Consider the following 24,420-nt stretch of genomic DNA (forward strand, 5'->3'; position numbering starts at 1 on the left):
AGATTGCACTTTATACTATCTATCGACATAATGAACAAACGTATTATATATCGAACGGTCTAGGGATGCTAACTTCAATAAGCTCAAAGCTAAATCATAGCACAGTGAAAAATATAGCTCTTGTCTGTTTTGCTGACTTAATTGTTGGCATTTCTTATGGTGCATTGGCGCTTTCTCAGGGATTTGACTGGTGGATACCAGTGACTTTATCTATTTTAGTGCTCGCAGGGGCGTCCGAGTTTTTGTTTATCGGCGTGATTTTTGCTGGTGGAAGCCCGTTTTCTGCTGCACTCGCGGGGCTATTAGTCAATTCACGACATATCCCCTTTAGTTTTGCGACTAGTGATTTAACGGGGAAGGGAGCAAAGTCGCTACTGGGCTATCATATTATGAACGATGAGAGTGTTGTGTTTGGCTTAGCTCAAGAAACTGAATCAGAAAAACGTGCGGCTTTTTGGTTGTGTGGGATAGGTATTCTATTGTGTTGGCCAATTGGTGTTGTGATAGGTGAGGTATTGGGCAGCTTTATTAATGATACTCATATATATGGTATGGATGCGATGTTCCCTGCGATTATTTTAGCGCTTTCATTGCCCGCGTTATCGGATAAACGCCTGCGGTTAACCGCCGTTATCGGTGCAGTTATCGCTGTTGCAACGACACCGATACTACCAGCGGGGATCCCTGTATTACTGGCATTATTGAGCTTGGTTGTTTATATAAGGAAATAATAGTGACAAATAACCCGTGGTTAATTATTAGCGGAATACTGTTGTTGGCGGTTGGTACTTATTTAATGCGAGCATCAGGGGCTTTGCTACGCGGTCGAGTAGTCCTTTCGGAGAATAGCAAAGTATTATTTTCAGCAGCAGCCATTGTTATTTTATTTTCAGTTGCGGCAACGTCTACGTTATTTTCAGGTGATGAAGTTTCGGATTGGCCTAAAATTGTAGGGGTATTCGTGGCAGGTGTACTGACTTGGTTTAAAAAACCATTTATTATCATTGTGTTGTCAGCAGCGCTTGTTACTGCGTTACTTAGGTTCATTTGATTAGTGGCTAATTTACTTAGTGCTTAAATTGAATAGCAATTAATTTAAATTGTGTTACTTGCAATAGCGTGTATTTATGTAAGTTATATAAGCCAACAGATAAAAAAGTGGCCCCGATTCGCAGAAGACTGGGGCCACAGAAACTTACTCAGTTAGATCTTTAATTGTTTCAGAAGAGCCATTTTTTTGGACAGAGGCAATCCCTTTAAGCGCAGATTGCTTAGATGCATACATTTCACTTTTTGCAATCACTTCGTGATTTGCTGCTTTTAAAACGAAATAGTAAGGCTGAGCAACGTCTTTAGTGGATTTTTTTAATTCATAATAATACATAGTAGTCACTAAGTATCACTCTTAGTCACTGGTTGATATTTTTATCTTTAATAATCATTATGTTATTTCTGGTTTCTTGTGTTTTCATATCAGCGACTGTCATAAGTAGTCACTTGCAATCATAAAAATTATGTACATAATCGTGTACATAATTTGTGGGGTATTACATTTAAGGAAATATAATGGCGCTAACAGATTCATGGCTCAGATCGACAAACGGGAAGCCACAAGAAAAAATGATGACAAAATCTGATCGTGACGGGCTATCAGTAAGAGTAACGCCAAAAGGTAAAATTATCTTCCAGTTTCGCTATCGATGGGACGGGAAAGGGCAGAGAATTGATATAGGAAGTTATCCGGCCACATCGCTAAAAGACGCAAGAGAGTCTGCGTTAATTTATAAAGGGGAGCTTGAACAAAATAGAAACCCAAGAGTAGTCAAAGCAATAAAAAAAAGCGATGCAATAACCGCTCACACAGTGAGATCAATTATCTCACTTTGGTACGAAAAATTTCTTAAATCGGCACAGATAAAAGCAGATGAAATTCACCGTTCATTTGAATTACATGTATACCCTAAAATTGGTGACTTACCACATGACGAAGTTAATTTACAAACATGGCTTAGCTTGCTTGAGGATATAACGGAAAAAACTCCCTCAATTGCTGTAGTTATTTTGAATAATGCCAAAAAGGCTCATTTTTGGGGGTATAGCCGAGGAATAATCAAAAATAGGCCTCTTGAGGGTATGACTTCTTCATCTTTAGGGGTAAAGCAAAGTATAGGTGAACGCACTTTAACAGATGAAGAATTAATCCTATTGTTTAAATTTATCGATCAAAAAAACTATAATCCAAGAAATGAAATTTTATTAAAACTATGTTTACTATTTGGAAACCGTGTAGGTGAACTATTAAAGGCTAAAAAAACCGACTTTGACTTGGAAAACAATATATGGACCGTCCCACCAGAAAACCACAAGCGCGGCAGACGCTCAGGTCGACCTTTAATTAGAGCTATTATACCGGCAGCTAAAGAATTAATTGAAAGAGCTATGGATATAAGTAGAGGAGAGTATTTGTTTACTATATCCACTGGAAGAAAAATGAAGGATGGGGGGCATGGGCGAATCGTTGAGGTTATGAATGTAAGAATGTCAAAATGTATTGAAAATTATAAAACATGGTCAATCCATGACCTACGTAGAACAATGAGAACTGGGATATCAGAACTTACAGACCCTCATGTTGCTGAGATAATGGTTGGCCATAAATTACCGGGTGTTTGGCAAACCTATGATAAATTCACATATTTAAATCAGCAACATGAGGCATATGAAAAGTGGTGGGATAAGGTACTTAAAATTGTTTACCATTCTCCCAATCAATAATATCCTGCATTAACCAGCTAAGCTGGTCAGCCCTAAATCTTGGTTTTGGGAAGCCTTCACGCCTTTGCTTCCCGTTACCCGCCCATAAACGGATAGCATGAGGGGTTAATCCGTATCTACTAGCTAGCTCATCTGTCTTTATATAAACATGTTTTTTTTTGGTGCTCTCGTTTTCACTTATCATAATTACCTCCACATCTGCCGCATACAGATTTAAAAATTAAATATCAGAGCTATAGTCATTTGTGGTGTATGAGGGGAAAAGAGGGTGGCGTATCCTGTTGATTGTTTCCTCCAAGAAATAATTAACAGTAGAGCGATACGCCATGACAAATATTACCCTGAATGTTCTTTCACAACCAGATGAAACTGGCACTGATGTGCTAACTGCTTTATTGCGTAATGGTGCTCGTCAGCTCATTGCGCAAGCAGTTGAAGTAGAGCTGCAGCAACTGCTGCAAGCTCATGAAGAACTGCGTTTACCCGATGGCCGCAAAGCTGTGGTGCGTAACGGCTATTTGCCTGAGCGCAGCATCCAAACGGGCATTGGCGATGTTGATATCAAGGTGCCAAAAGTGCGTGATCGTAGCGGCTCTGGTATTCGTTTTACCAGCGCACTGCTACCGCCATACCTCAAGCGTGCCCGCAGCGTTGAAGAGTTATTACCGTGGCTGTATCTCAAAGGTATTTCCACTGGAGACTACCAAGAAGCCCTTGCAGCCTTGCTGGGTGAGAATGCCAAAGGTCTGTCAGCTAACACCATTTCCAGGCTCAAGGAACGCTGGATTGATGAGCACCGAGAGTGGCGACAGCGCGATTTGAGTGACAAGCGCTACGCGTACCTTTGGGTTGACGGTATTTACAGCAACGTCCGCCTCGATGACCGTTTGTGCTTGCTGGTGGTGATGGGCGTGACAGAGCATGGCCGCAAGGAACTGATTGCTGTTGAAGAAGGCTATCGCGAGTCCGAAGCCAGCTGGCTTGAGCTGCTGAATGGCCTGGTTGCGCGTGGGCTTACGACCTGCCCAAAGCTGGCAACAGCTGACGGCGCTCTGGGCTTCTGGAAGGCTCTGAGCAAAGTATACCCGCAGACCAAACAGCAACGTTGCTGGGTGCATAAGACGGCCAATGTGCTCAACAAACTGCCCAAGGCAGTGCAACCCAAAGTAAAAGAAGCACTGCATGATATCTGGATGGCAGAGACGCGTGAGAAGGCTCATAAAGCCTTTGATATAGCGCTGGAAAGGTTTACTGCTAAGTACCCACGCGCAATGGAATGCTTAGCTAAAGACCGTGAGAGCATGTTGGCTTTCTACGATTTTCCAGCAGAACATTGGGTGAGTATACGCACCACCAACCCAATTGAATCTGCCTTCGCTACAGTACGTTTAAGAACCAGCAAAACCCGCAACTGCGGTTCAAGAAACACAACCCTAGCAATGGTTTATAAATTGCTGCAATCAGCGCAGAAGCGCTGGAACCGCCTGAAAGGATTTCAACTGCTAACCCTCGTGGTCAATAACGTTAAATTCCAAGACGGCGAACAAGTAATGGAGCAGTCAGACAGGAAAACCGCCTGATGCTCGTACACCAGATTTGACCATAACTCTAAATATCATCGTTAACTGGTTTAATTAAATGCTGGTGGATAATAGACACATATTTAGCCTGATGGATTGCATCAGCTAATGCGTTGTGTTGTTCTCCTTCAAATTCGAGTGTACGCTTAGGATCAATACCAGCACTGCGGCCAAGTTCTACAATGGTGCGAACATCACGGTTATTATAAAATTTCCAGAATGGCTCTAAATCACATACATTATAGGCATTAGCTAAAACAACATTGTCAAAATCACTACCATTGCCCCAGACACAAACTTTATTTGTTAAATGATCTCTAGCAAACATAGACAAACAAGTAAGCGTATACGCAATAGGCTCTGCGCGTTCATCAACAATAGCAGCTCTAGCTTCACTGCTTTGCTTCATCCACCAAAGAACGGTATCGGCATCAATATGAAGCCCCGCACGTTCGCAACTTCTTAAATCGACAACTTGGTAAAATGTAGGCCCAATCTCACCAGTTGAAGGTTCAAAAGCTACCGCGCCAATAGAAACAATAGCCGCATTACCTTTATTGCTCATAGTTCCTAGATCTACCATTAAGTGTTTATATTTCATTGTTAATCCTTATCTACGGGGTATATATTAAAAATCTCGGTTATTTGATTTAGTAACTTGTGCCAAGGGGGCCTAAATGAGACGTAATAGAGAGAACACAACCTGGGTTGATGTGGCATCTTGTCTATTTAGGGGCATTAGCTGTCTCATTGGTGCCGTGGCTATAATCATGCTTTCTGTTTTGGTGCTCTTAGCACTGTTTTACGGATTGAAGTAAAAAATCAGCCCGAACATATAAGGTGTCAGTTGGGAACTCCCTGCTCGAACTCCAAGTTACATCGCCGCTATATAAATTAACTGGATATACAGGTTTATTTTCCTCCTCTGGTTCGGGATCAACCTGTAGCCATATTAATTCTGGTGCGGTAGGGCAATTAATGCTTTCTGGTAAGCTATTAATTAAACTCTCTCGTGATGCTTGCCAACTAATCCACATTAAATCTACATATTGGTCAGCGTAATTTGATCCGTTATTTGCACGTTTAAGTTTTAATTCAAATTCTGACGGGTCGCTAAGTGACTTTATTTCCGCTTCAAATTGCTGTCTTGATTTATCCATCACTCCACCTTTAATCTTCAGGTTGTACCCAGTAATCAATAAGCGACTCTATTGCATCGCTAATAATTACACCTTGCTCAGATTCAGTTAATTGGTTCCATTCAGCCTCGGTCATTCCTAAACCAGTTTCAGAATCAGAGCCAACCTTATTTGTCCTTGCAACTAAAACCATCTGCTTACTCATATTCATTCCTCTTCATTGCATCCATTTAATCGCTAGGATTAAAACTTTTCATGGCAAATATTTAATCATCACCTACACTTAAGCCCGAAAGATTAATAACAAGCTGTGCAACTTTCGCCGATTCTCCCTGTGTCGGCTTTTTTTTATCTACTTCCTTGCTAAATTCCATGGCTTAACTATTCTTAAATTGCTTACACAGAGAAACTATAAACATATCTAGACAATCCCTTGCCGTCCGCTCCGTGGCGGCATTTTTTTTGCGAATTATCCAAATAAAAGTATCTATTTGTTTGTATTAGTGTAATTTGGTTATCGAAGCCACGTGTAAGCTTCATTTAATGATTAATTCCCTTGTAGTAATTATACCGTCTAAGTCGGCGGTTTTTTTCATTGCATCCCTGCGAGCTAGTGGCGATTCTTTAATCCATAGTAATAACCACGCTTTAACCAGCGGTATATTTTCTTAACTGCGCCGGGCTTGGCTCTAATTTCCTCGTTAATATATAGGCGTCCAATTTTGTTGAATGGCAAACCTGTACAGCCATGGTTAGCGCCATCATTGATAAACAACCAGCGATAATTTTTTAACCATGCATCTGAGTTACATTTAGGGCATGGAATAGTTTCCATTGGTTCGTATAAATTTCCACTACCATCACAAGCATCCAAATCCCACAGATAACCATCAATACATTGACTATCAATATAGTGAGCGCCGAAGTCATAACCTTGATAATCACAAGCAACTTGTATTTTTTTCTTCATGTCAGCCACCTATGCGTGTAGCAGTTCTAATGCGCTCATAAACCTCACTAGCTTGGACCCGTTCATCACCAACATCACAGGCGCAGAAATATTCAAATGCAGCTTTTTCAGCTTCCTTATGCGCTTTGATGAATTTCGCCTTTAGTTTTGCTACATCTGGTCTTAGCCATGAACAAACAGGGCCATCTTCTGATTCAAAAATACCACCGATAAACCAACCATCACCTTGCGGTTTGCTCGGTACCCACCCTGAGATATCGCAAGCACCATCTATAAAATAGCGTTTGAATGTTGGGTGACTTTCATCAATATCTCCATCCATACAGACACCGCAAATTTCAAGACAGTTGTTATCAAACCACTGTTTTAAAAATTCAATATCTTCACTTACAGGAATTTGAGAATGAGCCCAGTAGCCATTTTCGTCGCGTTCTACTAATTCAGGTTTAATAGACATATGCACCCCCTACACAATAATTCTGTAAACTGAATTAACTGTTTGTATATAACCATCAGCAAGATAAGTATCGATATTAACTACTGGTGATGTATGTATTTGAGCGCCATTAAAGAAGCGTTTTTTTGTATCATTGTAAACATGGCCATCAGCACCATGGGCGTTAACTGATTCGAGCAATATATCTGCATCAAATTTAATTTCATTGGACATAATCAGCCTCTCATTAATCCCAGCCATTGCTATAACAAATACCTTCTGGTGACTCATCCCACACCAAGAGACTCCCACCGTAATAAAGCGCTAAGACTAATTTGTCGAAACGGGAATATGCTTTAACTATTTTCTTACCTAAAATCCTGTCATTTACCTTACCCCCAATTAACTCATAAACATTATTACCATCCTGCAGTAGAGGTTCGCTGCGGTAACCCCCTGTGCGTTGAATACTTAAATGGAAGCTATAATCACAGCTATATGCGCTAACTGAATTAGATGAGTATCTTGATGTTGACCTTTCTTCTGGATGTATGCCGACTTGAATAAACCCATCATGCTCATCATTAATAAAGACTTGCGGTGACTCCCATTGGTTTTCCATTGCTGACTCGCTTTTATCCTCTATAAATGCCTCCCACAAATCAGATGCTTTTATGTATTTAGGGCACTCATCGTCACTTGTGAAATCTTTTACTAAAGCGATAACTTTTTCTTGTAAATCAGCCTCAATACCTGAATCCTCCCAAGAGTTACGCATTTTTTCAGCAACCAGCGTGTTGTATTTTTTCAAATCAACTACATCCTCTATATTCGCTGGTAAGGCACTTTCCATTGCCTTATTAAAAGCCTTACCGAAATCACCATAGGAACGAAAGGCATCATCAACAACACTGGTAAATAATTTAGTGATACCTTTATCAATAATTTCTATGGCCTGTTCGCTATTTGCAAACTCAACGCAACGTTGAGTTAATAATTCACTTAATGTTAGTTCTTTCGACATAATTAATACTCCACACAAAATTTAGATAATAAGAGTCCGTCTCTTAATAAAGAGAATTAAATTCCTTGGTGTTGGTTAAATAGTTACTCTGATTCTTCTTTATATTTTAATAATTCAATCAATAGCTCAATTGTATTAACCATGTGAAACATAAATACTGCGTTTGTGTGTCGATAGCGAAAAACTCTATCTCCGTCACAGCCAATTTCTACTAATGGTTTGATATTTTTAAAGTCAAAATCATCTGTGAGCTTAAAGCTAATATCAAAGGTACTTAATTCAATTAAACAAACTTTAAAATGACTATCAATTGAATCTTTAACTTGCTCACGAATTAAATTAAGTTCAGCATCATATTTTAGGGTTTCTAGTTTTTTATCAAGCTTACGTTGTAGCAAAAAGGAAATTTCCGGGATAAAGGTCATGACCAAAGCACTCTGCTGGTGGTTGGTTATCAATGTGGTTAGATAACCGTGTTGTAATCCCATTCTTTGCATCATCAATGTGAAAAGTTTCAGTTTTTACAGTACCGCAAGCTTTCACTAAACTACCTAATAGTGCTTGGTGGTCTGGCTTTCGCGTTGTGGACACAAACAGGAAACCCTTTTTAACATGGTACAGGGCAGTGATGATTTTTGTTTTAGTTAAAGCAACCTTTAACATTTCTTCTATTGCAATATGCTTTAGTTCGGCTTCAAGAAAATCATCGATACCTTGTTCTTTCAATTTCTCAATGCGTCTATTTACTTCAAATGCGATAGCTGCTTTCGGAAGTATCTTTTCATCAATACGAAAAGTAATAATATAGCCACCTTCAATTGGCGTAACTAATTCACCTGTGATTTTATTCGGAATAAAACCATAGCTAATAGAATGTGACTCTAAAATATCAACAAAAGGTAATTCTTTTAAATGATTTTCTAAAACGTCAGCGCTGGGTAATTCAGCTTTAAAAATAACACAGCTAGTTATTGGAAAACGTTTCATTTGTTTTTTCCTCAAATATAATTAACTCCACACATAATAAATAAGACCACTGACAAATAATGAATATATTTACCTAGTATGAACACTGAATATCAGTGGCCTTATGTATTATGAAAAAGGGCGGCACAACACCGCCAAAAACTACAAGGGTCAATCACTAGCAGTGGCAATACTATTTTCAGCTAAGATACGCTGATAAATTTCTTCACGATGTACAGCAACATCTTTTGGGGCTTCAATACCAATCCGCACTTGGTTTCCATTAAGCCCCAAAACAGTAACTTTAATATCATCACCAATCATTAAAGTTTCACCGACTCGACGAGTTAAAATAAGCATTCCCATACTAAACACTCCACACAGTTAAAAGGTTGCCTGATTATTTATCCACATCAGGCGGCTGTGGTATTCTTGGTGTCACCACAACAGGCCAAGAAGGTAATACTATGACTGACAATGCAAGGCAAAATGCCCGTAGCTTTATTTACGCTGAAACATATAGAGCTTTATCAGGTTTACTCACTGAAGAACAAAAAAAGCTATTAATTAAACATCTAAAAAGTCAGGTAGAGGAAGAATCTTCATACCTAGAGACAACTGAAGATGTTCAGCGTCATCTAATTGACGAGCTAGAAAGCAAAATTAACATCCTTTATTCAGCTTAAGATCAAAAGATAAATCTTTATCTAAAAAGTGATTTAGTTGCTGTGAAATGTTATTTGCAGCAACCATTTCCTTATCTGTTAAGTGAATATCCGCAGCGTCAACCTTTAATAATAAATCTTCAAATTCACGCCTTATTACTAGTAAATTGTTAATTTCAATCAATTTACTGATGCGGTCATATAACCAAGCGATATCACCTGTTGAAAGCTCAGACTTATAACCAATAAAATTAAAGTTTCTAGTCAGGCTGTGTATTAAATTGCCATGAATGCAAATCTTCGCTCTTTCAAGTTTTTCAGTACTAATAGCATAATGCTTTTCAGTTGTTTTATTTTCGGCACTTACGTTCAACTCTCTCTCGATTAGCGCTTTAACTTCATCGATTCCATTTTGTTGTACCTCTTCGCCAGTAAGGCCAATTGCTCGCACTGCACTGATTGCCTTCATGCGTGCATCGGATAAATCTCTGAGAGTTCGCCAAAATTCTATAGATGAGTTGTTTTTGTCTTCGCTAGCCACTTTTCACCCCACACATTTAAAATTCAATTAAGCACTAACAGTAACTGCACACATATCCATGCACTCTGCAATTTCTTCGTCGAGCTTTTCGAGTTTAGATTGCAGCTCATCACGTTCATTGCGTAGTTTTTGCAGGTTGTTAATTTGTTTGGCTTTTTCTAGTATCCACTCGCGCACATCATCCTGCGACATTGGCACACTAAAAGTAACGATTGGTTCATTTGAATTGGTTTGCATAAGCTTCTCTCCATTGCTTTGATGCATTTAATGTAGGATATCCGACATTAAAATGTCAAGTAAAAATGTAGGGAAACTTACATTATTTTTAATAGGTGGAGTCTGTATCGGGGTTTTCTACGATATCCATAAGATAATCATAGATTCTGTCTAGCTGAGGTGGGGTGAAATCCATATCGATATTGAGAAGCTGAGGGGGGAGGGCGAGGTAACCTAGTTCTTGCTTTATCATTGATTTACTATCTTTATATGCTTCTTCCAGCTTGCTTAATCTGGACTCCAGATCAATAAATCGTTTTTTTATACCAGAAACCCTTACTAGGGCGAGAACATAATAAATGTCTTCTTCTTTATTGTTTTCTAATGAAAAAATAGATTGGTAATCACCTATTATTAGGGCCTTTTTGTGGCGACACATCCAGCCTTTTTTTCCTGCTGGGCAGGAGCAAAGCATTAGTAATTTACCTTTAGTGATTGAGGTAGTTATTTCATACTCATTACCGCTACTGCCTGTAGCGACAAGGTCCCTTTCAGGTTGCTCGGTATTCATGAAAACACCTTAAATAATTACTAAAAATCAATCAGCACCTGCTTAACAACACCAACAATTCGGCAGTTATCATCAAAATCAATTGTTTTGTATAGAGGATTAAGTGGAACGAGATACCTATTAGGCCAATCTTCAACAAATCTTTTTAGTGTTGCTTCTGTACCACCATGAATATAAGCAACAACAATTTTTCCATTTATTGACGAGAAGCGACTAATATCGGGTTCTACTATAACAATCGACCCATCAGGGATTGAGGCGTCTTTAACTATTGTTGTCATTGACGTTCCATTTACCCTTAAAGCAAATGCATCACTAGATAGGCTTAAAGTTGTCGTAATGTATTCATTAATGTCATCAGAACATACGCCTGATTCAGTATCGGTCCATGAGCCCGCTTGAACCCATGATAGAACGGGTAACTCGCGAACACGGATGGAGCTGCTTTTAAGGAATGGGGTATCATAACTTCCAGTGCCCTCAACAAGCCAAACTGGGTTGCACTTTAGGGCTTCAGCTAGAGATTGAAGGTTAGCTCCGTTCGGCTGATAGTCATCTTTTTCCCAACCAGTAACGGTGACACGATTCACACCAGCGATTTTAGCTAGTGCTTCCTGTGTCAACTTTAGTTCTTTTCGCCTTTCGCGAATTCTATCTCCCATGCTCATGTAGGATAGCCTACCATTCTTTGATGTAAGTTTCTTGACATTGTTATGTTGGATATCCTACATTATATATTAAACAATACGACATGAGGTTTTAAGATGAAAAAGAGTGATGTTATTTCTTACTTTGGCGGCTCATGCAATACAGCCAAAGCGTTAGGGATAAAGCATCCATCCGTTAGTGGCTGGGGGGAAATTATTCCGCAGGGGCGTGCTTATCAAATTGAAAAAATCACAAAAGGTAAGCTGAAATTCAACCCCGAGCTCTACCAAACGATACCAAAACCAACTAACTGAGTTAACTACCAACAAAACAACGGAATTGTAGATATGTGCAAACAAACATTAAAAGAAGTCGTAAAAGAAATGTGTAAGGCATTCCCTGGTGGTCGTTCAGCCATGGCTGGTGCATTGGGTATTTCTGAAACCACATTCAATAACAAGTTGTATGAGAAAAACGGCTGTCGCTTCTTTGAATTGGATGAGTTATTTGCAATGGAAGATTTATCGGGCACTCATCATTTTACTGAATTTTGTGCAGCAAGGAAAAGCTTACTGGTTGTAGAAAAAGTGAAACCAGAGGATTTGGACGAACCTGAATTATACAGATTGCTGTCTCGAGCCGCAGGTAAGCGCGGTGAGCTGGCGTTATTCATGGATAAGTCGTTAGAAGATGGGCGAGTGGATAATAGTGAAGAAAACCACATTATCAAATTATTAAACAAGGCTATGGCAAGTGGGGTGGCAGCTGTATATGCATTTATTAAATTACATAAGAAAGGATGACGCCCCAGATATGCGGTCCGAGGCGTCGAGAACGCTAACAACTTTAGTGTGGAGTAATTAGCATGAGTAGTTTAAACCAATTTCAACCTAAAAAGCAATTCCGCTGCTTGCCTGTATCGAAATGTGGCCCGTTTCAATATGCAGAGATCATAACCTCAGCTGATGAGTCGGGCAACTACCAGACTAAACAACAATTGGTAGACAACAAAGATCTAGAAGGTATCTGGGCTCAGTACTATTTCCGCAGTGGGAGAGAGGTTAATGAGCAATGAAAAGCATAAAAACCTTAACCGTTACTTCCGGGATAGGCGCGGCATCGTCGTTAAAGTCATTGAGTGGGATCCGTACCAAAAACGGGTCATCTTCATGTGGGGCGATTATCCACACCGATGCTTTGTTCCGCTCTGGTTATTTCAACGTGATTACACAGAAGTTAAGTAGGTAACAGCATGAGCGTAAAACTATCAAGTTATGTATGGGATGGCTGCGCAAGTGCAGGTTTAAAAATAACCTCTGTTGCGATAATGGCCCGTCTCGCTGACTTTTCAAATGATGATGGTGTTTGTTGGCCATCGGTACCGACAATTGCCCGGCAAATAGGTGCGGGTGAAAGCACGGTACGTACCGCTATTAAAAACTTAGAAAAAGCCGGTTGGTTATCAAGCGAAAAGCGTCGTAAAGGTAACCGCAATGCGAGCAATATCTATCAATTGAACGTTGATAAATTAGCTTCAGCGGCAATGGCTGCACTTTCTCAACCGCCAGTTTCTGACACGTCAAATTCTGACGCATCAAAATCTGTCCCGTCAGAATCAAGCAAAAATAACCGTTTTGACCCGTCAGAATCTGGGGGCGATCCGTCAGTAACTTCAAAACAAGATCCATCAGTAACAAACTCTTCGTCGCAGAATTCTAACGAATCCAGCGACCAGTCAAAAATTGATTTTATAAATCGTTACCCAGAGGCGGTGATTTACAGCGCTAACTTCAAAAAATGGGGAACGGAAAAAGACCTAGAGTGCGCCCAATGGTTATTTGAGCGAAAACAGTGGTTATTTCAAGAGCGTGGTATTGGTGAGCCTGACAAGCCTAACTTCACTGAATGGGCGAATACAGTTCGACTGATGCGTGAAATTGACGGGCGCAGCCACAAGGAAATTTGCCAACTCTACAAGCGCATTACCCTCGATGATTTCTGGCATTCAGTCATTCTGTGCCCCTCCAAGCTCCGCGAGCAATGGGAAAAGGTCATTGTTAAATTTGCCAGTGGACAAAAAGTGAGTGTTGACCCCGTAGAACGTGACAATGCTTACACGCGGATTATTGGTTCAAGGCTAACACCTAAAAATCGTACGGAAGAAATTGCATCTGAATTAGCGGGCAAGCAGGGTGTTCGTAACATGTCGGACTTTGTAGGCCGCAAGGCATGGGCAGGCATTTGGCAACAAGCAGCAGAGCTAGCAGCGAGAGAGGTGACAGCATGATGCGTAGTGAAACTAAAACAATCTATGGCGTTGACGTGCTAGGCATGATCGCCATGTTCAAACAGCTACGTAAATGGCGCACGATCCGCAAGCTTCGTAACAGATGGAATCAATCCCGTCGTGATTTAGTAACCTGCAGGAAGTTTCGCCACTTAAATCATCATGCTAACGATTTTCAAGTTCAGCAGCGTTATAAGCATATGCGCGAGTATGTTAAATCCCACCAGCAGCGAGGTGCCATTTGATGATTAACGTATCAAGCTTCTCTGGTGGTCGTACTTCAGCATTCATGGTTCATTTGCTTGAGCGCAAAGCCGCAAAAGAAAATTTAACAATTAAACATGTCTTTATGGATACTGGCGCGGAACACCCAAAAACCTATGAGTTTATTCGTAATGTTGCTAAGCACTGGAATATTGACCTTGTTTGCCTGCGACTTGTCATTGATCCAGAACTGGGTAAAGCAAATACATATAAAGTTATTTCAGTCGATGAAATTGGGCATGATTTACAACCGTGGATAGATGCCTGTAGTAAATACGGTACTCCGTATGTACATGGTGCTTTTTGTACTAGAACGATGAAAACAGAGGTTTTCACTCGTTACTGTAAAGAAACTTACGGTGATTACCATACATGGCTAGGTATTAGAGCTGATGAACCAAAGCGATTAAAAGATCGTGAGGGCATTTCTTATCTTGCTGATATTAGCGAAGCAGAAAAACAAGACATACTTGACTGGTGGGCTGAACAACCTTTCGATCTAGACCTGCCCGAACACTTAGGTAACTGCGTTTTCTGCGTAAAAAAAGGCATTAATAAAATTGCTTTAGCAACTCGTGATGAGCCAGATCTAGCACAACAATTTCTCGATGTCATTACTGACAAATCAGTCCGTGTAGTAGAACGCAGACAACAAGAAAATAAAATCATGTATCGAGGTAATAATTCACTCGAAGGCATTATTGCAATGTTTGCGGATCATTCTCGTGATGATATAGCTGCAACTATTCGTGGTGCTGGTGGTTATGATGCTGGTTCATGCAGCGAATCATGCGAACCATTGCTATGCGAATTAGAAGAAGAACAAAGCGAGTATGTTAAAAAACTCAATTTATTGAAGTCAAAGCCAACCCATAAACTTAATGAGATTGGGGATCAATGGCAATCTCCCGATAATCTCGTATGTGGCATTAATTCAATCTATGGTCCATTCACCTTAGACCTATTCACTGATGGTGAAAACAGCAAAGCACCTTATTTCTACACTGCTGAAGATAACGCTCTCACTCAAGATTGGTCAGCGAAGTTAAAAGTAATTGGCGGTGTTGCCTTTGGTAACCCTCCGTACTCCCGTAGCTCATATCACGAAAAACAGGCAATCACAGGTGTTCGTCACATTATGTCTCACGCTTCAGCAATGCGGGAGCTCGGTGGCCGTTATGTCTTTTTATTGAAAGCGACAACGAGCGAAGTGTGGTGGCCAGAAAATGCAGATCACATCTGTTTTATCCGTGGGCGTATTGGTTTTGACGTTCCGAAGTGGTTTATCCCTGCTGATGAAAAACAAAAACCAACGGGTGCATTTTTTGCCGGTGCAATCGTTGTTTTCGATAAAACATGGAATGGAAAAGCATTTGATTACATCAGCAGAGAAGAACTGGAGCAGCGCGGGAAAGCATTTATAGAGCAAGCGCAATGGCTAGCGAAGAGGGTGGCTGCATAAAATGATAACTGAATACCAATACACGCAAGGAATTGAAGTCATTAGGATTGGACGCGAGTTTGAGACAATAAATGCAGCAATCCTAAAAAATGTTGCTAGTTATTCACCATCCGCTGCTCACCGAACTTTTGAAATGCTGGAAAAAATTGGCTGCATAAAATATGTCGGCAATTTCCCTGCAGGGAAAACTAAGCAGAGGTCAAAGCAATACAGCATTGAACCATACGCAATCACAAAGCTAAAGGCGGTGTGGGTGACAAAGTTAGAGGAGAAGGAAAAACCAAAGAGGGCAGAAAAGCTTAAAGCACAGCCACCATCCGAGCCTAAAAAAGTGGACGAAATCAAGACGTGTGAGCCTGAGTCTCAATTCGAGTGTGGGATTAAAGTTGTTGAAAAAGCTTACATAGGCGATATGGGAAATCAATCACTTAAACAGTTAGATCGGTTGCTGGCGGGGGTGAGATAGTGAAAAACAAAATGCCAGAAATCCAGACTTGTCGTTATTGCAATAGCTCCGACACGACAGTCGAAAGTCACAGTTACAGAACATGGTTTTATGTTCGCTGTCACAGATGCGGCGCGAAAGGCCCTGATGTCAATGATAAGCCTACGGCAGTGACTGTATGGAATAAGGGGATAATTAATGAGTAATTCAATATCTCTAATTTTACCTTTTCCTCCAAGTGTTAATGCTTGCTGGAGGAATATCAACGGTAAAACGTTAATCAGTGCAAAAGGGCGTGCATTCCGGGCTAGTGCAATAGCTGCTATTTATACCCAATTAAGACCAAGGCCTAGGGTAATTACTGAAAATGTATCCGTCATTGTGAAGATGTACCCACCCACTTATCACAGAAGGGATATTGATAACTATCTAAAAGCACCATTTGACGCCATCACCCATGCCAATATTTGGAAAGACGATGAGCAAGTTAAGCATGTTGATATCACTTGGTGTGAAGTGGTCAAAGGTGGTCGATTTGAAATTGAGATAAGACCCCTCAATGCAGTAGTGGAGAAAATGTCATGAGTTATCAATGGATATTAACCCCAATATTAATACCTGAGCTTAGTGCGGTGATATTTAGACCAGGAGCACATTTAAATACATTCAGTGGAAGAATGTTGCTCATGACCTTACCTGAGGAGCTAAAGCATAAACCATCAGGCCTTATCTCTCTTTCTGACCAATACCTCAGCGACGTAGTTTGTGATGAACGGGCATCAAAACCTGTATTAAATTTAACCATCGATCCCGAGCCACCAGCTAGTTTTATGCTAAAGCCAAAACCTCAGCGCTGGACAAATGATAAATACCTGCAGTGGGTTAAATCACAGCCGTGTTGTGTTTGTGGCGCCACATCAGACGATACACACCACCTAATCGGCCATGGTCAAGGTGGAATGGGTACAAAAGCCCATGATTTGTTCACTATTCCATTGTGTCGTATTCACCACAGCGAGTTGCATAAAGATCCGAGGGAATGGGAAAGGGAACACGGAAGCCAATTATATTTTCTATTTCGATTCCTAGACCGTTCAGCGGCACTGGGTGTTTTCGGTTAATGCGTTGTGCGGAACGCAGGAGACTTTTTGCATGAGAGATATTCAGTTGGTTTTACAGAAATGGGGCACATGGGCTCATGAGGGGAATAGTGATGTTGATTATTCTTCTATAGCTGCTGGCTTTAAAGGTTTACTTCCAAGTACAAAAAAAACGAGAGAAAGCTGCTGTGATGATGACGGTATTGCGGTTGATGCCGCTGTTAATAGATTGAAAAAGAATAATTCGTATTTATTTCAATTGATTATTCTTTATTACGTAAAAAACTGCACATTAAGAACGCTAGAAAAAAAATTAGGGATATCCCATAACGAAGTTGCAAAGAGGCTACAGTATGCAGAGGGTTTTGTGGAAGGGTGCCTAGCAATTGCCGAAATAACACTGGAAATGGACAGAGAAGTTAGAAAAGAGTGTATATATGGGCTTGCGTAATTACAAAACTCAATATATTGTGATAAGAGTGAATACGTTGTCACCTAACTTATAGAATGAAACCTCGCCATTTGTGCGGGGTTTTTGCTTTTTAGCGCATAGTTTCTTTACAATCCACAAAATATAGCTACTTTTATATAACAAGTGATTGATTAATTGCTGATTATAAAGGGATTGTATTTATGGGGATCTTTCATGTATTACAGGTAGCGGTAGCTGCACTGGTATTAGTTCTTCTATTTGTCGCTATTCCACATTGGGTAAAGTAATTAGTAGTGACATAATTGAACTTGCACAATTTAAACTGTGAACTATATTTAATTTGCGAACTACATCAGTTGTAAGAACATCAACCCTAGCCAAACCCGTCAGCAATGGCGGGTTTTTTGCTTTCTAGGCAATGAAAACTCTATTTGTCAGCTTCTATCTTGCACATAGCGGCATTAAAGCGAGTAGGGTTTTCATTGTGGAGAATGCCAAGGCTGATTGGCTAACTCGCATGGGTTATCTGTACTTATCAGGATAGAAGCACACACGCCATGGGGAACCTGAACGCATACACTCTCAGCGTATGCCTCCACAATACTTATAATCTGCTATAAAGTTCTGATAGCGCGGAACAGTCTGGTTGAACTAAATCAGCCAACACCATTTCGAACAACAAAATATTCCAAAAATTATTCCAAGGGCTGCGTATTGCGTGGCCTTTTCTATTTAAGAGAGGTAGTTATGAGTAAGAGGTATGAATACAGTGCAAATGACTTCACCCACACTGATTCGGCTATCAATGTTCAGGTATGTGTTGCACCAAGTAATTTTAATTTACTGCCGATTTTTACACTAACAGTACGGGTTAAAAAGAAAGACGGTGAAGATATTGATTATTACCGTGCTGAAGCAATCAAGAGAGCAAAAGCAGTCATCATTGATATTGCAGAAGATGCTGTATTAAGTGATCCGAACCAAAATACACTACAGGATCGAGTAATAGCATTAGAAAAACAGCTCACTGACATGCAAGCGAAAGCGAGCTGTGACATGAACGTCAGGGGTACTATTGAAGCTAACTCTGTGTAACTTCAAATGACTCAATGAGTGCGGCAAGGGCTAAAAGAGCTTCTTTAGTAGCTGAATTATTATTATCTGAATCAAATCTCAACGCATTAATTATATTGTTTTTAACTGATGGGGTCTTGTGGGATATAGCCGTAATTGTATAAGCAAGGGCAGATTCAATAGCATACAATCTCGCGCTAGTATCTAAATTATTACTATATTGCATAAATTTCTTCACACCGAAGTTAATCAGCCATCCCTTCGGTAAGTCACATAGGGCTGAATCTCTAACTTATCTCAAATACTGATTAAATTCATTAATCTAAATCTAGCTGCTATTGCTGGTGGCTTTCTATTAACTAATTTCGGGCACTCCGTAGGGGGTGGTATATGCGTATGGACAAATTAACAACTGGCGCCTCCTATGCTGCCTCTACGGGTTCAACATTCTATTGGCTAAAACAATTGTTAGATGGTTTCTCATCTGAGCAGTGGGCAGCAATTGGGGTATTAGGAAGCCTGCTTTTAGGTGTAGCGACATTTCTGACAAATTTATATTTCAAACGAAAAGAAGATAAACGCAAAGAGGCGGCTCATGCCAAAGATACCAAATAAAATCAAAAAGGCTGCCGCTGGTGGCTTAATTGCTTTGACTGTAAGCATGATTGCTTATTTTGAAGGCATGGAAACTAAACCGTATAAAGATGTCGTGAATGTCACCACGGTTTGTTTTGGGCATACGGGAGCCGATATTATCCCCACCAAAACCTATACAGAATCTGAATGTTTAGCTTTGCTTGAAAAAGACCTCAGCAAAGTCAGAAAGGGTGTGGACCCTCTAATCAAAGTTGATATCGACGATAACACCCGAGCCGCTATTTATTCCTTTGCTTACAACGTGGGCACGGGTGCTTTTGCACGTTCTACGATGCTGAAGAAACTGAATGCAGGTGATATCGCTGGTGCTTGCAATGAATTAAAACGCTGGACTTATGCAGGGGGTAAAGAGTGGAAAGGCCTGATAACACGCAGAGAGATAGAAAATGCAGTATGCCTTGGAAAGTTCGACTCGGCTTACTCTTATTCTTTATCGGATTCCCCGTCTACTTGGCAACTGGCGTATATGTACTCAGAGACGATACCTGTGGTGTTGACAAGGTAAGCTTAGAAATGCGTTGCCAAAAAGCCCTAGATCACTACAGAGGTAAGCAGGTGAACTTATGAAAATAGATAGTTCTACGTGGTTATTTCTTATGGTTATCGGTCTAGGCTGGTGGGCTGTAAGTGAATATGAAAGCAATTCGTTGCTGAAGATAGATAACAGTAACAAAAGTAAAATTATTGCTACCCAGTCGCTTCAATTCAATCGGTTTAATCAAATAGCTACTACAGCTTATCGCCATGGCATTCAGAGTGAAGCCAAATCACAGGAGAAAGTCATTGAATATCGAGAAATACTCAAAAAAGAGCTTACTTGTGATTTGCTTGTGCCTCAGCCTATTGCTGATGGGTTGCTCAAGTACACCTACGAATTACGGTCAATGTACGCCGATCCCCAAAACGTTAACCGAGCCAGTACTAGTACCACTACCACCAGCACCTTAACTTATTGCCAAGCGGTGCTATGGATTGACCCTTTATTATCAGCGTTAGATAAGGCCAATGAGCAATTAAAAGCTATTCGAGGGATTGAACGGAGTAGGGAGGAGTAATCTAGCCTCAATTCCTATTCAAAATATAATTAGAACCGAGTCAATATTAAATAAATTAACTATTCTCTATACCCTCCAAGCCTAGTATCATAAAGTTAAATTATGGTGATTTGTACTAGCTCAGGACGAGATTGACTCTCATAATCCCGTAGCTTCTTATTTGAGGACTTAATGTGGATCAATGTGGCAATTATTTTTTAGAGGATTTGCAAAGGTTAGGGCGCGGAGGCTTTGGGGAGGTTTATGAGGTTAATGTATACAACTTGCAAAAAACACACTCAAAAAGATACGCAAGAAAGTATTTCTCCCCATCACCAGAAAATAACAATACAAAGTTAAAAGAAATTGCTGATTTGAGGGAAAGGTTTTTAGTTGAGATCAAAACACAGTGTACTCTTAATCGAATTAATTATGATTCCATAGCGCCAATAGTGCTGTTCAGTACAGCTGGAGACAAACCTTATTTTGTTATGGAGAAAGCTGATTGTAACTTGGTCGAGGCTATTAAGGCTGGCATGTCAGCTGAAGATAAAATTAAGTCAGTGATACAAATAATTCTGGGCATTAAGACCATACATGACCATGAATACGTTCATAGAGACTTAAAGCCTGCAAATATTCTTCAATACAGTGTAGTGGTCAACTAAAATTGGCCACGGTTTTAGAGTTTTTCCGGTATTGGTTTTCTGATTCGTTTGGTGGTAATCCACCGTTATATTCATGCGGCCTGACTTCGCTGTAATACCCGACGATATAATCCGTTATTGCATGGGCTGCTTCACTGAAGCTGATGTAGCCGGTCACCGGCACCCACTCATTTTTCAGACTTCTGAAGAAGCGCTCCATCGGGCTGTTATCCCAGCAGTTACCACGCCTACTCATACTTTGTTTTATCCGGTATCGCCACAGTAACTGTCGGAACTGCCTGCTTGTATAGTGGCTACCCTGATCACTGTGGAACATGAGCCCGGATGGCTTATTTCGTATTTCCCATGCCATTTTCAGCGCTTTGGTTGTCAGTTTGCTGTCCGGAGAAAATGACATTGCCCAGCCCACGGGTTTCCTTGCGAACAGGTCGAGTACAACGGCCAGGTATGCCCAGCGTTTACCGGTCCAGATATACGTTACGTCGCCGCACCATACCTGATTGGGCTCTGTCACTGCGAACTGTCGCTCAAGGTGGTTCGGGATAGCAATGTGTTCATGACCGCCACGTTTATACCGGTGAACAGGCTGCTGACAGCTCACCAGCCCCATCTCCTTCATTAGCCGTCCGGCAAGCCATCGTCCCATCCGGAAGCCCCTGTGTGTTGCCATTACAGCGATACTTCTTGCACCTGCTGAGCCATGACTGAGGCCGTGCAGCTCCTGAACCTGACTACGTAATACGGCTCTCCTGCCGTCCGGATTGTCAGGCCGGTTTTCCCGGTATCTATAGCTGCTGCGGTGAACTCCGAACACGCAGCAAAGAGTGGCCACAGGATAATGCGCTCTGAGTTTCCCGATCACCGAGACCTGTTCAGGGAGTCTGACATCAAGAGCGCGGTAGCCTTTTTTAATATTTCGTTTTCCATTTCAATACGTTGAATTTTTTTCTTCAGCTCACGTATCTCAATTTGTTCCGGCGTGATAGGGGATGCTTTCGGTGTTTTGCCTGCCCGTTCGTCCCGTAATTGCTTTACCCACCGCGTCAAGGTGGAAAGCCCGATATTCATGGCTTTCGCGGCATCTGCAACTGTATAGTTCTGATCCACAACCAGCTGGGCTGATTCACGTCTGAATTCTGCACTGAAATTTCGTTTTTTCATTAAGGCACCTGTGTTGTTCTGAGGTGAGCATATCACCTCTGTTCAGGTGGCCAAATTTATTAAACCACTACAAACTTATGACGGGCGACCTGTTAACTTTGATGAAAGTGAGCTGCCTGTTGTCGCTGTTTATTTAACAGAGCCCCACCCTGATCCACGCTACCTTGATAGCAACCAATGGACCGCCATCCTTCATATCGAGCTTTTTTTAAAAGCCGCCAAAACTGACTCTGATTTAGATAAATGGGTGGAAGAAAAGCTATATCCAGCTATCGAAAGCATGAGCAGTTTAGGTGATGTATTAACCGATATGACCCCGAAAGGGTTTGATTATGATCGCGATGATGAAATGGCGTTATGGGCTTCGGTTGATATCACCTACCAAATTGAATATGACATGTAAGGAATTTTACGATGGCAAAAGTACCAAATCCATTAGCTCCCACCAAGGGGGCAGGTACCACACTTTGGGTCTATACCGGCACGGGTGACCCAACCCAAGATCCCTTTAGCGAAACGGGCTTTATTCGGTTAGCTAAAATTAAGTCACTGGAGCCGGGAGAAATCACGGCGGCAAGTGAAGATGATAGCTATCTTGATGATCCTGATGGGGACTGGGAAAACACCACTCAAGGTGAGAAATCCTCAGGTGAAACCAGTATTACTCTTGCTTGGTTACCGGGCGAGGAAGGGCAAAAAGACCTGATTGAGTGGTTTGATGAAGGCTTGCCGCGCTTTTACAAAATTTCGTACCCGAACGGCACGTTGGATTTATTTAAAGGCTGGATTAGCGCCCTAGGTAAATCCATTCCGATCAAAGAAACCATGACGCGTACGGTAAAAATTAAAAATACCGGTCGCCCAACGATGGCAGAAGAAATTACACCAAAGCCAACGGGTAAAACGGCTAATCAGCCTAAAGAGTAATTAAGTTCGTCTAATCAATGAAATAGCCACAGAAATGTGGCTTTTTTTATATGCATTTCACCCTGTGCCACGCTCGGCACATACACACCAAAGAACCTTTCAGGATAAGCCTTGAGGATAACCAGTAGTGGTTTGGTTAACCCTCTTTGGGCTGGTTACTCCTGAGCGCAAGGTTTATCTCTAAAAGGAACTAACTATGTCTTTAGTAGAAATTAAAAAGTTTGATTTATTAGCTAGCTCTTCTGCAATTGCTGATGGCGTTAAAAAGAAACACAAAACAGTAATTCAGCTTGTTCGTCACTATGTCGATGACCTCAATGAATTTGGAAGGGTGGCATTTGAAATGCGATCCTTTGATACAGAAGGTGGACGACAAAAGCAACAAGTAGCATTACTTAATGAGCAGCAGGCAACATTGTTAATTACATACATGCGTAACAATGATGTTGTTAGGGCGTTCAAGAAAAGGCTTGTTTCTGAATTTTTCAAAATGCGCTCGGCTTTAGCTGCTAAGAAATTAGATAGAAACACATCAAGATTGGAATATAAGCCAATGACTGATGCTGTTAAAAAGTCGAGAGAGGAGCAAGGGAAGGTTATTTCACCTCATCATTTCAGCAATGAAGCCGACTTAATTAATCGTATTGTACTTGGTATGACTTCTGCTAAGTTTCGTGTCCATAACGATATAGGGAAGGAAGAGCCTATTCGTGATTATTTAACCCCAGAGCAAATACATTGTGTAACTGAGCTGCAAAGAGCAAATACTGTATTTATCTCAATGGGGTGGAGCTTTCAGCAACGAAAAGATGAATTAACCAAGTTATTTAACAAAAACCATAAACAACCGCTGCTAGAAGAAATGCACAGATTGGCCGCATAAAAATTGCTTTGCTTGTAAATCAATAGATGACCGATGCACTAAAAGTTGCATCGCCTGAATAGGTCGCTCAGCGGCCTTTTTTATTTTTAATGAAAAGGTATCGATATGTTTTTAAAGAAAAAAGAAATCACTATTAGCGATGAAAATGTTGTTCTCTATGAGCTATCCGCCCTGCAGCGCGCAGATTACTTTGATTTTCTAGCTAAAAAAGAGAAAGAAACTGAAGGGCTTGAAGGTGCTGAAAAAGATGCTAAATCAATGCGCTCAATGGTAGAAAGCCAAGCATGGCTGGTTTCTCGCTCACGTTGGCATGAAGACCGCGATCGTGACATTGATGATCTCTACGACGAAATTGCGCAAACATGGAGCATGAATGCATTAAGCGAAGCGGTTCGCGCTATCTCGGAAATCAGCGGCATGTCGAGTTCTGAGAGTGATGACGATGAAGCGGAAGACGGTGAGCTTATCACGTTGGAAAAGTAGCCAGCCGTGAG

General features: G+C 40.9%; 42 protein-coding genes and 1 pseudogene. 25 read left to right on the top strand and 18 right to left on the bottom strand.

Translation table 11 applies throughout. The features are described from left to right. The first annotated feature begins 65 nt into the window (after nt 1-65). Together M1F25_RS09220 and M1F25_RS09225 are read left to right on the top strand one after the other, a co-directional pair. Complete coding sequence (locus M1F25_RS09220; protein WP_094961251.1) at nt 66-731, top strand: AzlC family ABC transporter permease; 666 nt, start codon at nt 66-68, stop codon at nt 729-731. A 2-nt stretch (nt 732-733) separates the two neighbouring features. Next, complete coding sequence (locus M1F25_RS09225; RefSeq protein WP_004263608.1) at nt 734-1,051, top strand: AzlD domain-containing protein; 318 nt, start codon at nt 734-736, stop codon at nt 1,049-1,051. Between the two features lie 144 nt (nt 1,052-1,195). Here the strand turns inward: M1F25_RS09225 and M1F25_RS09230 are convergent, their stop codons facing one another. After that, entirely contained in the window at nt 1,196-1,384 is a 189-nt protein-coding gene (locus M1F25_RS09230) for a YegP family protein (RefSeq protein WP_094961253.1), read from the bottom strand. Between the two features lie 182 nt (nt 1,385-1,566). On the opposite strand from M1F25_RS09230, the gene M1F25_RS09235 reads away from it, so the two are divergent. Continuing rightward, a complete protein-coding gene (locus tag M1F25_RS09235; protein ID WP_140170641.1) occupies nt 1,567-2,775 on the top strand; it encodes a tyrosine-type recombinase/integrase in 1,209 nt (402 codons plus the stop codon). Here M1F25_RS09235 and M1F25_RS09240 read toward each other — a convergent pair. Then, nucleotides 2,744-2,959: a hypothetical protein gene (locus M1F25_RS09240; protein WP_140170640.1), complete on the bottom strand. Its 216-nt coding sequence runs from the start codon at nt 2,957-2,959 to the stop codon at nt 2,744-2,746. The genes M1F25_RS09235 and M1F25_RS09240 overlap by 32 nt on opposite strands. A gap of 142 nt (nt 2,960-3,101) precedes the next feature. On the opposite strand from M1F25_RS09240, the gene M1F25_RS09245 reads away from it, so the two are divergent. Beyond that, a complete protein-coding gene (locus M1F25_RS09245) occupies nt 3,102-4,355 on the top strand; it encodes an IS256 family transposase (RefSeq protein WP_135536280.1) in 1,254 nt (417 codons plus the stop codon). Nucleotides 4,356-4,383: 28 nt separating this feature from the next. Here the strand turns inward: M1F25_RS09245 and M1F25_RS09250 are convergent, their stop codons facing one another. The 10 genes from M1F25_RS09250 to csrA all read right to left on the bottom strand — a co-directional run bounded on the left by M1F25_RS09250 (nt 4,384) and on the right by csrA (nt 9,250). Continuing rightward, nucleotides 4,384-4,956 (bottom strand): 3'-5' exonuclease, encoded by a 573-nt coding sequence (locus M1F25_RS09250; RefSeq protein WP_164565485.1) that lies wholly within the window; start codon nt 4,954-4,956, stop codon nt 4,384-4,386. Nucleotides 4,957-5,146: 190 nt separating this feature from the next. After that, nucleotides 5,147-5,515, bottom strand: a complete 369-nt coding sequence (locus M1F25_RS09255) for a hypothetical protein (RefSeq protein WP_164565486.1) — start codon at nt 5,513-5,515, stop codon at nt 5,147-5,149. Between the two features lie 10 nt (nt 5,516-5,525). Next, the gene (locus M1F25_RS09260; RefSeq protein ID WP_181489727.1) at nt 5,526-5,699 is read right to left on the bottom strand and encodes a hypothetical protein; all 174 of its coding nucleotides are present in this window, start codon (nt 5,697-5,699) and stop codon (nt 5,526-5,528) included. 405 nt (nt 5,700-6,104) lie between these two features. Further along, entirely contained in the window at nt 6,105-6,464 is a 360-nt protein-coding gene (locus tag M1F25_RS09265; protein WP_112308307.1) for a hypothetical protein, read from the bottom strand. A gap of 1 nt (nt 6,465) precedes the next feature. After that, nucleotides 6,466-6,921: a hypothetical protein gene (locus M1F25_RS09270; RefSeq protein ID WP_181489601.1), complete on the bottom strand. Its 456-nt coding sequence runs from the start codon at nt 6,919-6,921 to the stop codon at nt 6,466-6,468. 9 nt (nt 6,922-6,930) lie between these two features. Beyond that, nucleotides 6,931-7,134 (bottom strand): hypothetical protein, encoded by a 204-nt coding sequence (locus M1F25_RS09275; protein ID WP_141240686.1) that lies wholly within the window; start codon nt 7,132-7,134, stop codon nt 6,931-6,933. Between the two features lie 13 nt (nt 7,135-7,147). Further along, entirely contained in the window at nt 7,148-7,924 is a 777-nt protein-coding gene (locus tag M1F25_RS09280) for a hypothetical protein (protein ID WP_094962331.1), read from the bottom strand. A gap of 83 nt (nt 7,925-8,007) precedes the next feature. Beyond that, nucleotides 8,008-8,322 carry a hypothetical protein gene (locus M1F25_RS09285; protein WP_094962332.1) on the bottom strand — a complete coding sequence of 105 codons (315 nt, stop codon included), beginning with the start codon at nt 8,320-8,322 and terminating at the stop codon, nt 8,008-8,010. Beyond that, nucleotides 8,309-8,911, bottom strand: a complete 603-nt coding sequence (gene rdgC, locus M1F25_RS09290; protein WP_094962333.1) for a recombination-associated protein RdgC — start codon at nt 8,909-8,911, stop codon at nt 8,309-8,311. The genes M1F25_RS09285 and rdgC overlap by 14 nt, the downstream gene beginning before the upstream one ends. Nucleotides 8,912-9,061: 150 nt before the next feature. Next, nucleotides 9,062-9,250 carry a carbon storage regulator CsrA gene (gene csrA / locus M1F25_RS09295; RefSeq protein ID WP_071548870.1) on the bottom strand — a complete coding sequence of 63 codons (189 nt, stop codon included), beginning with the start codon at nt 9,248-9,250 and terminating at the stop codon, nt 9,062-9,064. Nucleotides 9,251-9,357: 107 nt separating this feature from the next. Between csrA and M1F25_RS09300 the strand changes: the two genes are divergently transcribed. Continuing rightward, the gene (locus tag M1F25_RS09300; protein ID WP_141240664.1) at nt 9,358-9,576 is read left to right on the top strand and encodes a hypothetical protein; all 219 of its coding nucleotides are present in this window, start codon (nt 9,358-9,360) and stop codon (nt 9,574-9,576) included. Here M1F25_RS09300 and M1F25_RS09305 read toward each other — a convergent pair. The 4 genes from M1F25_RS09305 to M1F25_RS09320 form a co-directional block, all read right to left on the bottom strand. Continuing rightward, nucleotides 9,554-10,096: a hypothetical protein gene (locus M1F25_RS09305; protein ID WP_164565487.1), complete on the bottom strand. Its 543-nt coding sequence runs from the start codon at nt 10,094-10,096 to the stop codon at nt 9,554-9,556. The genes M1F25_RS09300 and M1F25_RS09305 overlap by 23 nt on opposite strands. 27 nt (nt 10,097-10,123) lie before the next feature. Further along, entirely contained in the window at nt 10,124-10,333 is a 210-nt protein-coding gene (locus M1F25_RS09310; protein WP_094962334.1) for a hypothetical protein, read from the bottom strand. Between the two features lie 88 nt (nt 10,334-10,421). After that, nucleotides 10,422-10,883 (bottom strand): hypothetical protein, encoded by a 462-nt coding sequence (locus M1F25_RS09315; RefSeq protein ID WP_166687157.1) that lies wholly within the window; start codon nt 10,881-10,883, stop codon nt 10,422-10,424. A gap of 20 nt (nt 10,884-10,903) precedes the next feature. After that, nucleotides 10,904-11,551 (bottom strand): LexA family protein, encoded by a 648-nt coding sequence (locus tag M1F25_RS09320; protein ID WP_166687158.1) that lies wholly within the window; start codon nt 11,549-11,551, stop codon nt 10,904-10,906. A gap of 96 nt (nt 11,552-11,647) precedes the next feature. On the opposite strand from M1F25_RS09320, the gene M1F25_RS09325 reads away from it, so the two are divergent. The 12 genes from M1F25_RS09325 to M1F25_RS09380 all read left to right on the top strand — a co-directional run bounded on the left by M1F25_RS09325 (nt 11,648) and on the right by M1F25_RS09380 (nt 18,617). After that, nucleotides 11,648-11,845, top strand: coding sequence for a Cro/CI family transcriptional regulator (locus tag M1F25_RS09325; protein WP_166687159.1), 198 nt, complete (start codon nt 11,648-11,650; stop codon nt 11,843-11,845). 33 nt (nt 11,846-11,878) lie between these two features. Next, complete coding sequence (locus M1F25_RS09330) at nt 11,879-12,334, top strand: YmfL family putative regulatory protein (RefSeq protein ID WP_140170628.1); 456 nt, start codon at nt 11,879-11,881, stop codon at nt 12,332-12,334. A gap of 261 nt (nt 12,335-12,595) precedes the next feature. Continuing rightward, nucleotides 12,596-12,775 carry a DUF4222 domain-containing protein gene (locus M1F25_RS09335; RefSeq protein ID WP_181489602.1) on the top strand — a complete coding sequence of 60 codons (180 nt, stop codon included), beginning with the start codon at nt 12,596-12,598 and terminating at the stop codon, nt 12,773-12,775. A gap of 8 nt (nt 12,776-12,783) precedes the next feature. Continuing rightward, nucleotides 12,784-13,818, top strand: a complete 1,035-nt coding sequence (locus M1F25_RS09340) for a helix-turn-helix domain-containing protein (protein ID WP_181489603.1) — start codon at nt 12,784-12,786, stop codon at nt 13,816-13,818. Further along, nucleotides 13,815-14,063 (top strand): hypothetical protein, encoded by a 249-nt coding sequence (locus tag M1F25_RS09345; protein WP_232368735.1) that lies wholly within the window; start codon nt 13,815-13,817, stop codon nt 14,061-14,063. Before M1F25_RS09340 ends, M1F25_RS09345 begins: the two co-directional genes overlap by 4 nt. Then, nucleotides 14,063-15,544, top strand: coding sequence for a phage N-6-adenine-methyltransferase (locus tag M1F25_RS09350; RefSeq protein WP_181489604.1), 1,482 nt, complete (start codon nt 14,063-14,065; stop codon nt 15,542-15,544). Before M1F25_RS09345 ends, M1F25_RS09350 begins: the two co-directional genes overlap by 1 nt. A gap of 1 nt (nt 15,545) precedes the next feature. Next, the gene (locus M1F25_RS09355; protein WP_112308315.1) at nt 15,546-16,010 is read left to right on the top strand and encodes a hypothetical protein; all 465 of its coding nucleotides are present in this window, start codon (nt 15,546-15,548) and stop codon (nt 16,008-16,010) included. Continuing rightward, nucleotides 16,010-16,195 (top strand): Lar family restriction alleviation protein, encoded by a 186-nt coding sequence (locus M1F25_RS09360; RefSeq protein ID WP_112308316.1) that lies wholly within the window; start codon nt 16,010-16,012, stop codon nt 16,193-16,195. The genes M1F25_RS09355 and M1F25_RS09360 overlap by 1 nt, the downstream gene beginning before the upstream one ends. Next, nucleotides 16,188-16,574: a RusA family crossover junction endodeoxyribonuclease gene (locus tag M1F25_RS09365; RefSeq protein WP_181489605.1), complete on the top strand. Its 387-nt coding sequence runs from the start codon at nt 16,188-16,190 to the stop codon at nt 16,572-16,574. The genes M1F25_RS09360 and M1F25_RS09365 overlap by 8 nt, the downstream gene beginning before the upstream one ends. A 101-nt stretch (nt 16,575-16,675) precedes the next feature. Further along, nucleotides 16,676-17,110 carry a DUF968 domain-containing protein gene (locus M1F25_RS09370; protein WP_405127831.1) on the top strand — a complete coding sequence of 145 codons (435 nt, stop codon included), beginning with the start codon at nt 16,676-16,678 and terminating at the stop codon, nt 17,108-17,110. 31 nt (nt 17,111-17,141) lie between these two features. Further along, nucleotides 17,142-17,540 (top strand): antiterminator Q family protein, encoded by a 399-nt coding sequence (locus M1F25_RS09375; RefSeq protein WP_112308319.1) that lies wholly within the window; start codon nt 17,142-17,144, stop codon nt 17,538-17,540. A 729-nt stretch (nt 17,541-18,269) separates the two neighbouring features. Further along, on the top strand, nt 18,270-18,617 hold the full coding sequence (locus M1F25_RS09380; RefSeq protein WP_181489607.1) for a DUF1327 domain-containing protein: 348 nt from the start codon (nt 18,270-18,272) through the stop codon (nt 18,615-18,617). Here M1F25_RS09380 and M1F25_RS09385 read toward each other — a convergent pair. After that, complete coding sequence (locus M1F25_RS09385) at nt 18,604-18,822, bottom strand: hypothetical protein (RefSeq protein WP_181489608.1); 219 nt, start codon at nt 18,820-18,822, stop codon at nt 18,604-18,606. The two genes, M1F25_RS09380 and M1F25_RS09385, sit on opposite strands and share 14 nt — an antisense overlap. Before the next feature lie 164 nt (nt 18,823-18,986). Between M1F25_RS09385 and M1F25_RS09390 the strand changes: the two genes are divergently transcribed. The 4 genes from M1F25_RS09390 (at nt 18,987) to M1F25_RS09405 (ending at nt 20,955) form a co-directional block, all read left to right on the top strand. Next, on the top strand, nt 18,987-19,211 hold the full coding sequence (locus M1F25_RS09390; protein ID WP_004911666.1) for a class II holin family protein: 225 nt from the start codon (nt 18,987-18,989) through the stop codon (nt 19,209-19,211). Further along, complete coding sequence (locus M1F25_RS09395; RefSeq protein ID WP_181489609.1) at nt 19,192-19,758, top strand: lysozyme; 567 nt, start codon at nt 19,192-19,194, stop codon at nt 19,756-19,758. Before M1F25_RS09390 ends, M1F25_RS09395 begins: the two co-directional genes overlap by 20 nt. Nucleotides 19,759-19,816: 58 nt before the next feature. Beyond that, complete coding sequence (locus M1F25_RS09400) at nt 19,817-20,308, top strand: hypothetical protein (RefSeq protein WP_181489610.1); 492 nt, start codon at nt 19,817-19,819, stop codon at nt 20,306-20,308. Nucleotides 20,309-20,481: 173 nt separating this feature from the next. After that, complete coding sequence (locus tag M1F25_RS09405) at nt 20,482-20,955, top strand: protein kinase domain-containing protein (RefSeq protein ID WP_232368736.1); 474 nt, start codon at nt 20,482-20,484, stop codon at nt 20,953-20,955. Here M1F25_RS09405 and M1F25_RS09410 read toward each other — a convergent pair. Next, a protein-coding gene (locus M1F25_RS09410; RefSeq protein WP_094963266.1) for an IS3 family transposase occupies nt 20,948-22,116 on the bottom strand; the annotation gives its coding sequence in 2 pieces (ribosomal slippage) (nt 20,948-21,867 and nt 21,867-22,116; 1,170 coding nt in all). The genes M1F25_RS09405 and M1F25_RS09410 overlap by 8 nt on opposite strands. Nucleotides 22,117-22,162: 46 nt before the next feature. Between M1F25_RS09410 and gpU the strand changes: the two genes are divergently transcribed. The 4 genes and pseudogenes from gpU (at nt 22,163) to gpG (ending at nt 24,409) form a co-directional block, all read left to right on the top strand. After that, nucleotides 22,163-22,519, top strand: coding sequence for a phage minor tail U family protein (gene gpU, locus M1F25_RS09415; RefSeq protein ID WP_232368737.1), 357 nt, complete (start codon nt 22,163-22,165; stop codon nt 22,517-22,519). Nucleotides 22,520-22,530: 11 nt separating this feature from the next. Next, nucleotides 22,531-23,022: pseudogene (locus M1F25_RS09420) on the top strand (phage tail tube protein); the annotation flags it as partial. A gap of 217 nt (nt 23,023-23,239) precedes the next feature. Then, nucleotides 23,240-23,926: a Rha family transcriptional regulator gene (locus tag M1F25_RS09425; protein WP_166687537.1), complete on the top strand. Its 687-nt coding sequence runs from the start codon at nt 23,240-23,242 to the stop codon at nt 23,924-23,926. 105 nt (nt 23,927-24,031) lie between these two features. After that, nucleotides 24,032-24,409, top strand: a complete 378-nt coding sequence (gene gpG / locus M1F25_RS09430) for a phage tail assembly chaperone G (protein ID WP_181489612.1) — start codon at nt 24,032-24,034, stop codon at nt 24,407-24,409. The last annotated feature ends 11 nt before the right edge of the window (nt 24,410-24,420 follow it).

Origin of the sequence: Providencia sp. PROV109 (assembly GCF_033681625.1) — a bacterium.
Lineage (GTDB): Bacteria > Pseudomonadota > Gammaproteobacteria > Enterobacterales > Enterobacteriaceae > Providencia > Providencia hangzhouensis.

Excerpts from the sequence above, each read along its gene's own strand:
- M1F25_RS09275 (WP_141240686.1), bottom strand. The coding sequence starts at position 7,134 with ATGTCCAATGAAATTAAATTTGATGCAGATATATTGCTCGAATCAGTT.
- M1F25_RS09320 (WP_166687158.1), bottom strand. The coding sequence starts at position 11,551 with ATGAGCATGGGAGATAGAATTCGCGAAAGGCGAAAAGAACTAAAGTTG.
- M1F25_RS09330 (WP_140170628.1), top strand. The coding sequence starts at position 11,879 with ATGTGCAAACAAACATTAAAAGAAGTCGTAAAAGAAATGTGTAAGGCA.
- M1F25_RS09235 (WP_140170641.1), top strand. The coding sequence starts at position 1,567 with ATGGCGCTAACAGATTCATGGCTCAGATCGACAAACGGGAAGCCACAA.
- M1F25_RS09340 (WP_181489603.1), top strand. The coding sequence starts at position 12,784 with ATGAGCGTAAAACTATCAAGTTATGTATGGGATGGCTGCGCAAGTGCA.
- M1F25_RS09280 (WP_094962331.1), bottom strand. The coding sequence starts at position 7,924 with ATGTCGAAAGAACTAACATTAAGTGAATTATTAACTCAACGTTGCGTT.
- M1F25_RS09395 (WP_181489609.1), top strand. The coding sequence starts at position 19,192 with ATGCCAAAGATACCAAATAAAATCAAAAAGGCTGCCGCTGGTGGCTTA.
- M1F25_RS09370 (WP_405127831.1), top strand. The coding sequence starts at position 16,676 with ATGACCTTACCTGAGGAGCTAAAGCATAAACCATCAGGCCTTATCTCT.
- M1F25_RS09240 (WP_140170640.1), bottom strand. The coding sequence starts at position 2,959 with ATGATAAGTGAAAACGAGAGCACCAAAAAAAAACATGTTTATATAAAG.
- M1F25_RS09385 (WP_181489608.1), bottom strand. The coding sequence starts at position 18,822 with ATGCAATATAGTAATAATTTAGATACTAGCGCGAGATTGTATGCTATT.
- csrA (WP_071548870.1), bottom strand. The coding sequence starts at position 9,250 with ATGCTTATTTTAACTCGTCGAGTCGGTGAAACTTTAATGATTGGTGAT.
- M1F25_RS09315 (WP_166687157.1), bottom strand. The coding sequence starts at position 10,883 with ATGAATACCGAGCAACCTGAAAGGGACCTTGTCGCTACAGGCAGTAGC.
- M1F25_RS09250 (WP_164565485.1), bottom strand. The coding sequence starts at position 4,956 with ATGAAATATAAACACTTAATGGTAGATCTAGGAACTATGAGCAATAAA.
- M1F25_RS09310 (WP_094962334.1), bottom strand. The coding sequence starts at position 10,333 with ATGCAAACCAATTCAAATGAACCAATCGTTACTTTTAGTGTGCCAATG.
- M1F25_RS09260 (WP_181489727.1), bottom strand. The coding sequence starts at position 5,699 with ATGAGTAAGCAGATGGTTTTAGTTGCAAGGACAAATAAGGTTGGCTCT.
- M1F25_RS09365 (WP_181489605.1), top strand. The coding sequence starts at position 16,188 with ATGAGTAATTCAATATCTCTAATTTTACCTTTTCCTCCAAGTGTTAAT.
- M1F25_RS09255 (WP_164565486.1), bottom strand. The coding sequence starts at position 5,515 with ATGGATAAATCAAGACAGCAATTTGAAGCGGAAATAAAGTCACTTAGC.
- M1F25_RS09380 (WP_181489607.1), top strand. The coding sequence starts at position 18,270 with ATGAGTAAGAGGTATGAATACAGTGCAAATGACTTCACCCACACTGAT.
- M1F25_RS09325 (WP_166687159.1), top strand. The coding sequence starts at position 11,648 with ATGAAAAAGAGTGATGTTATTTCTTACTTTGGCGGCTCATGCAATACA.
- M1F25_RS09425 (WP_166687537.1), top strand. The coding sequence starts at position 23,240 with ATGTCTTTAGTAGAAATTAAAAAGTTTGATTTATTAGCTAGCTCTTCT.
- M1F25_RS09345 (WP_232368735.1), top strand. The coding sequence starts at position 13,815 with ATGATGCGTAGTGAAACTAAAACAATCTATGGCGTTGACGTGCTAGGC.
- M1F25_RS09270 (WP_181489601.1), bottom strand. The coding sequence starts at position 6,921 with ATGTCTATTAAACCTGAATTAGTAGAACGCGACGAAAATGGCTACTGG.
- M1F25_RS09355 (WP_112308315.1), top strand. The coding sequence starts at position 15,546 with ATGATAACTGAATACCAATACACGCAAGGAATTGAAGTCATTAGGATT.
- M1F25_RS09400 (WP_181489610.1), top strand. The coding sequence starts at position 19,817 with ATGAAAATAGATAGTTCTACGTGGTTATTTCTTATGGTTATCGGTCTA.
- M1F25_RS09350 (WP_181489604.1), top strand. The coding sequence starts at position 14,063 with ATGATTAACGTATCAAGCTTCTCTGGTGGTCGTACTTCAGCATTCATG.
- M1F25_RS09375 (WP_112308319.1), top strand. The coding sequence starts at position 17,142 with ATGAGAGATATTCAGTTGGTTTTACAGAAATGGGGCACATGGGCTCAT.
- M1F25_RS09265 (WP_112308307.1), bottom strand. The coding sequence starts at position 6,464 with ATGAAGAAAAAAATACAAGTTGCTTGTGATTATCAAGGTTATGACTTC.
- M1F25_RS09390 (WP_004911666.1), top strand. The coding sequence starts at position 18,987 with ATGCGTATGGACAAATTAACAACTGGCGCCTCCTATGCTGCCTCTACG.
- M1F25_RS09230 (WP_094961253.1), bottom strand. The coding sequence starts at position 1,384 with ATGTATTATTATGAATTAAAAAAATCCACTAAAGACGTTGCTCAGCCT.
- M1F25_RS09335 (WP_181489602.1), top strand. The coding sequence starts at position 12,596 with ATGAGCAATGAAAAGCATAAAAACCTTAACCGTTACTTCCGGGATAGG.
- M1F25_RS09300 (WP_141240664.1), top strand. The coding sequence starts at position 9,358 with ATGACTGACAATGCAAGGCAAAATGCCCGTAGCTTTATTTACGCTGAA.
- rdgC (WP_094962333.1), bottom strand. The coding sequence starts at position 8,911 with ATGAAACGTTTTCCAATAACTAGCTGTGTTATTTTTAAAGCTGAATTA.
- M1F25_RS09245 (WP_135536280.1), top strand. The coding sequence starts at position 3,102 with ATGACAAATATTACCCTGAATGTTCTTTCACAACCAGATGAAACTGGC.
- M1F25_RS09220 (WP_094961251.1), top strand. The coding sequence starts at position 66 with ATGCTAACTTCAATAAGCTCAAAGCTAAATCATAGCACAGTGAAAAAT.
- gpG (WP_181489612.1), top strand. The coding sequence starts at position 24,032 with ATGTTTTTAAAGAAAAAAGAAATCACTATTAGCGATGAAAATGTTGTT.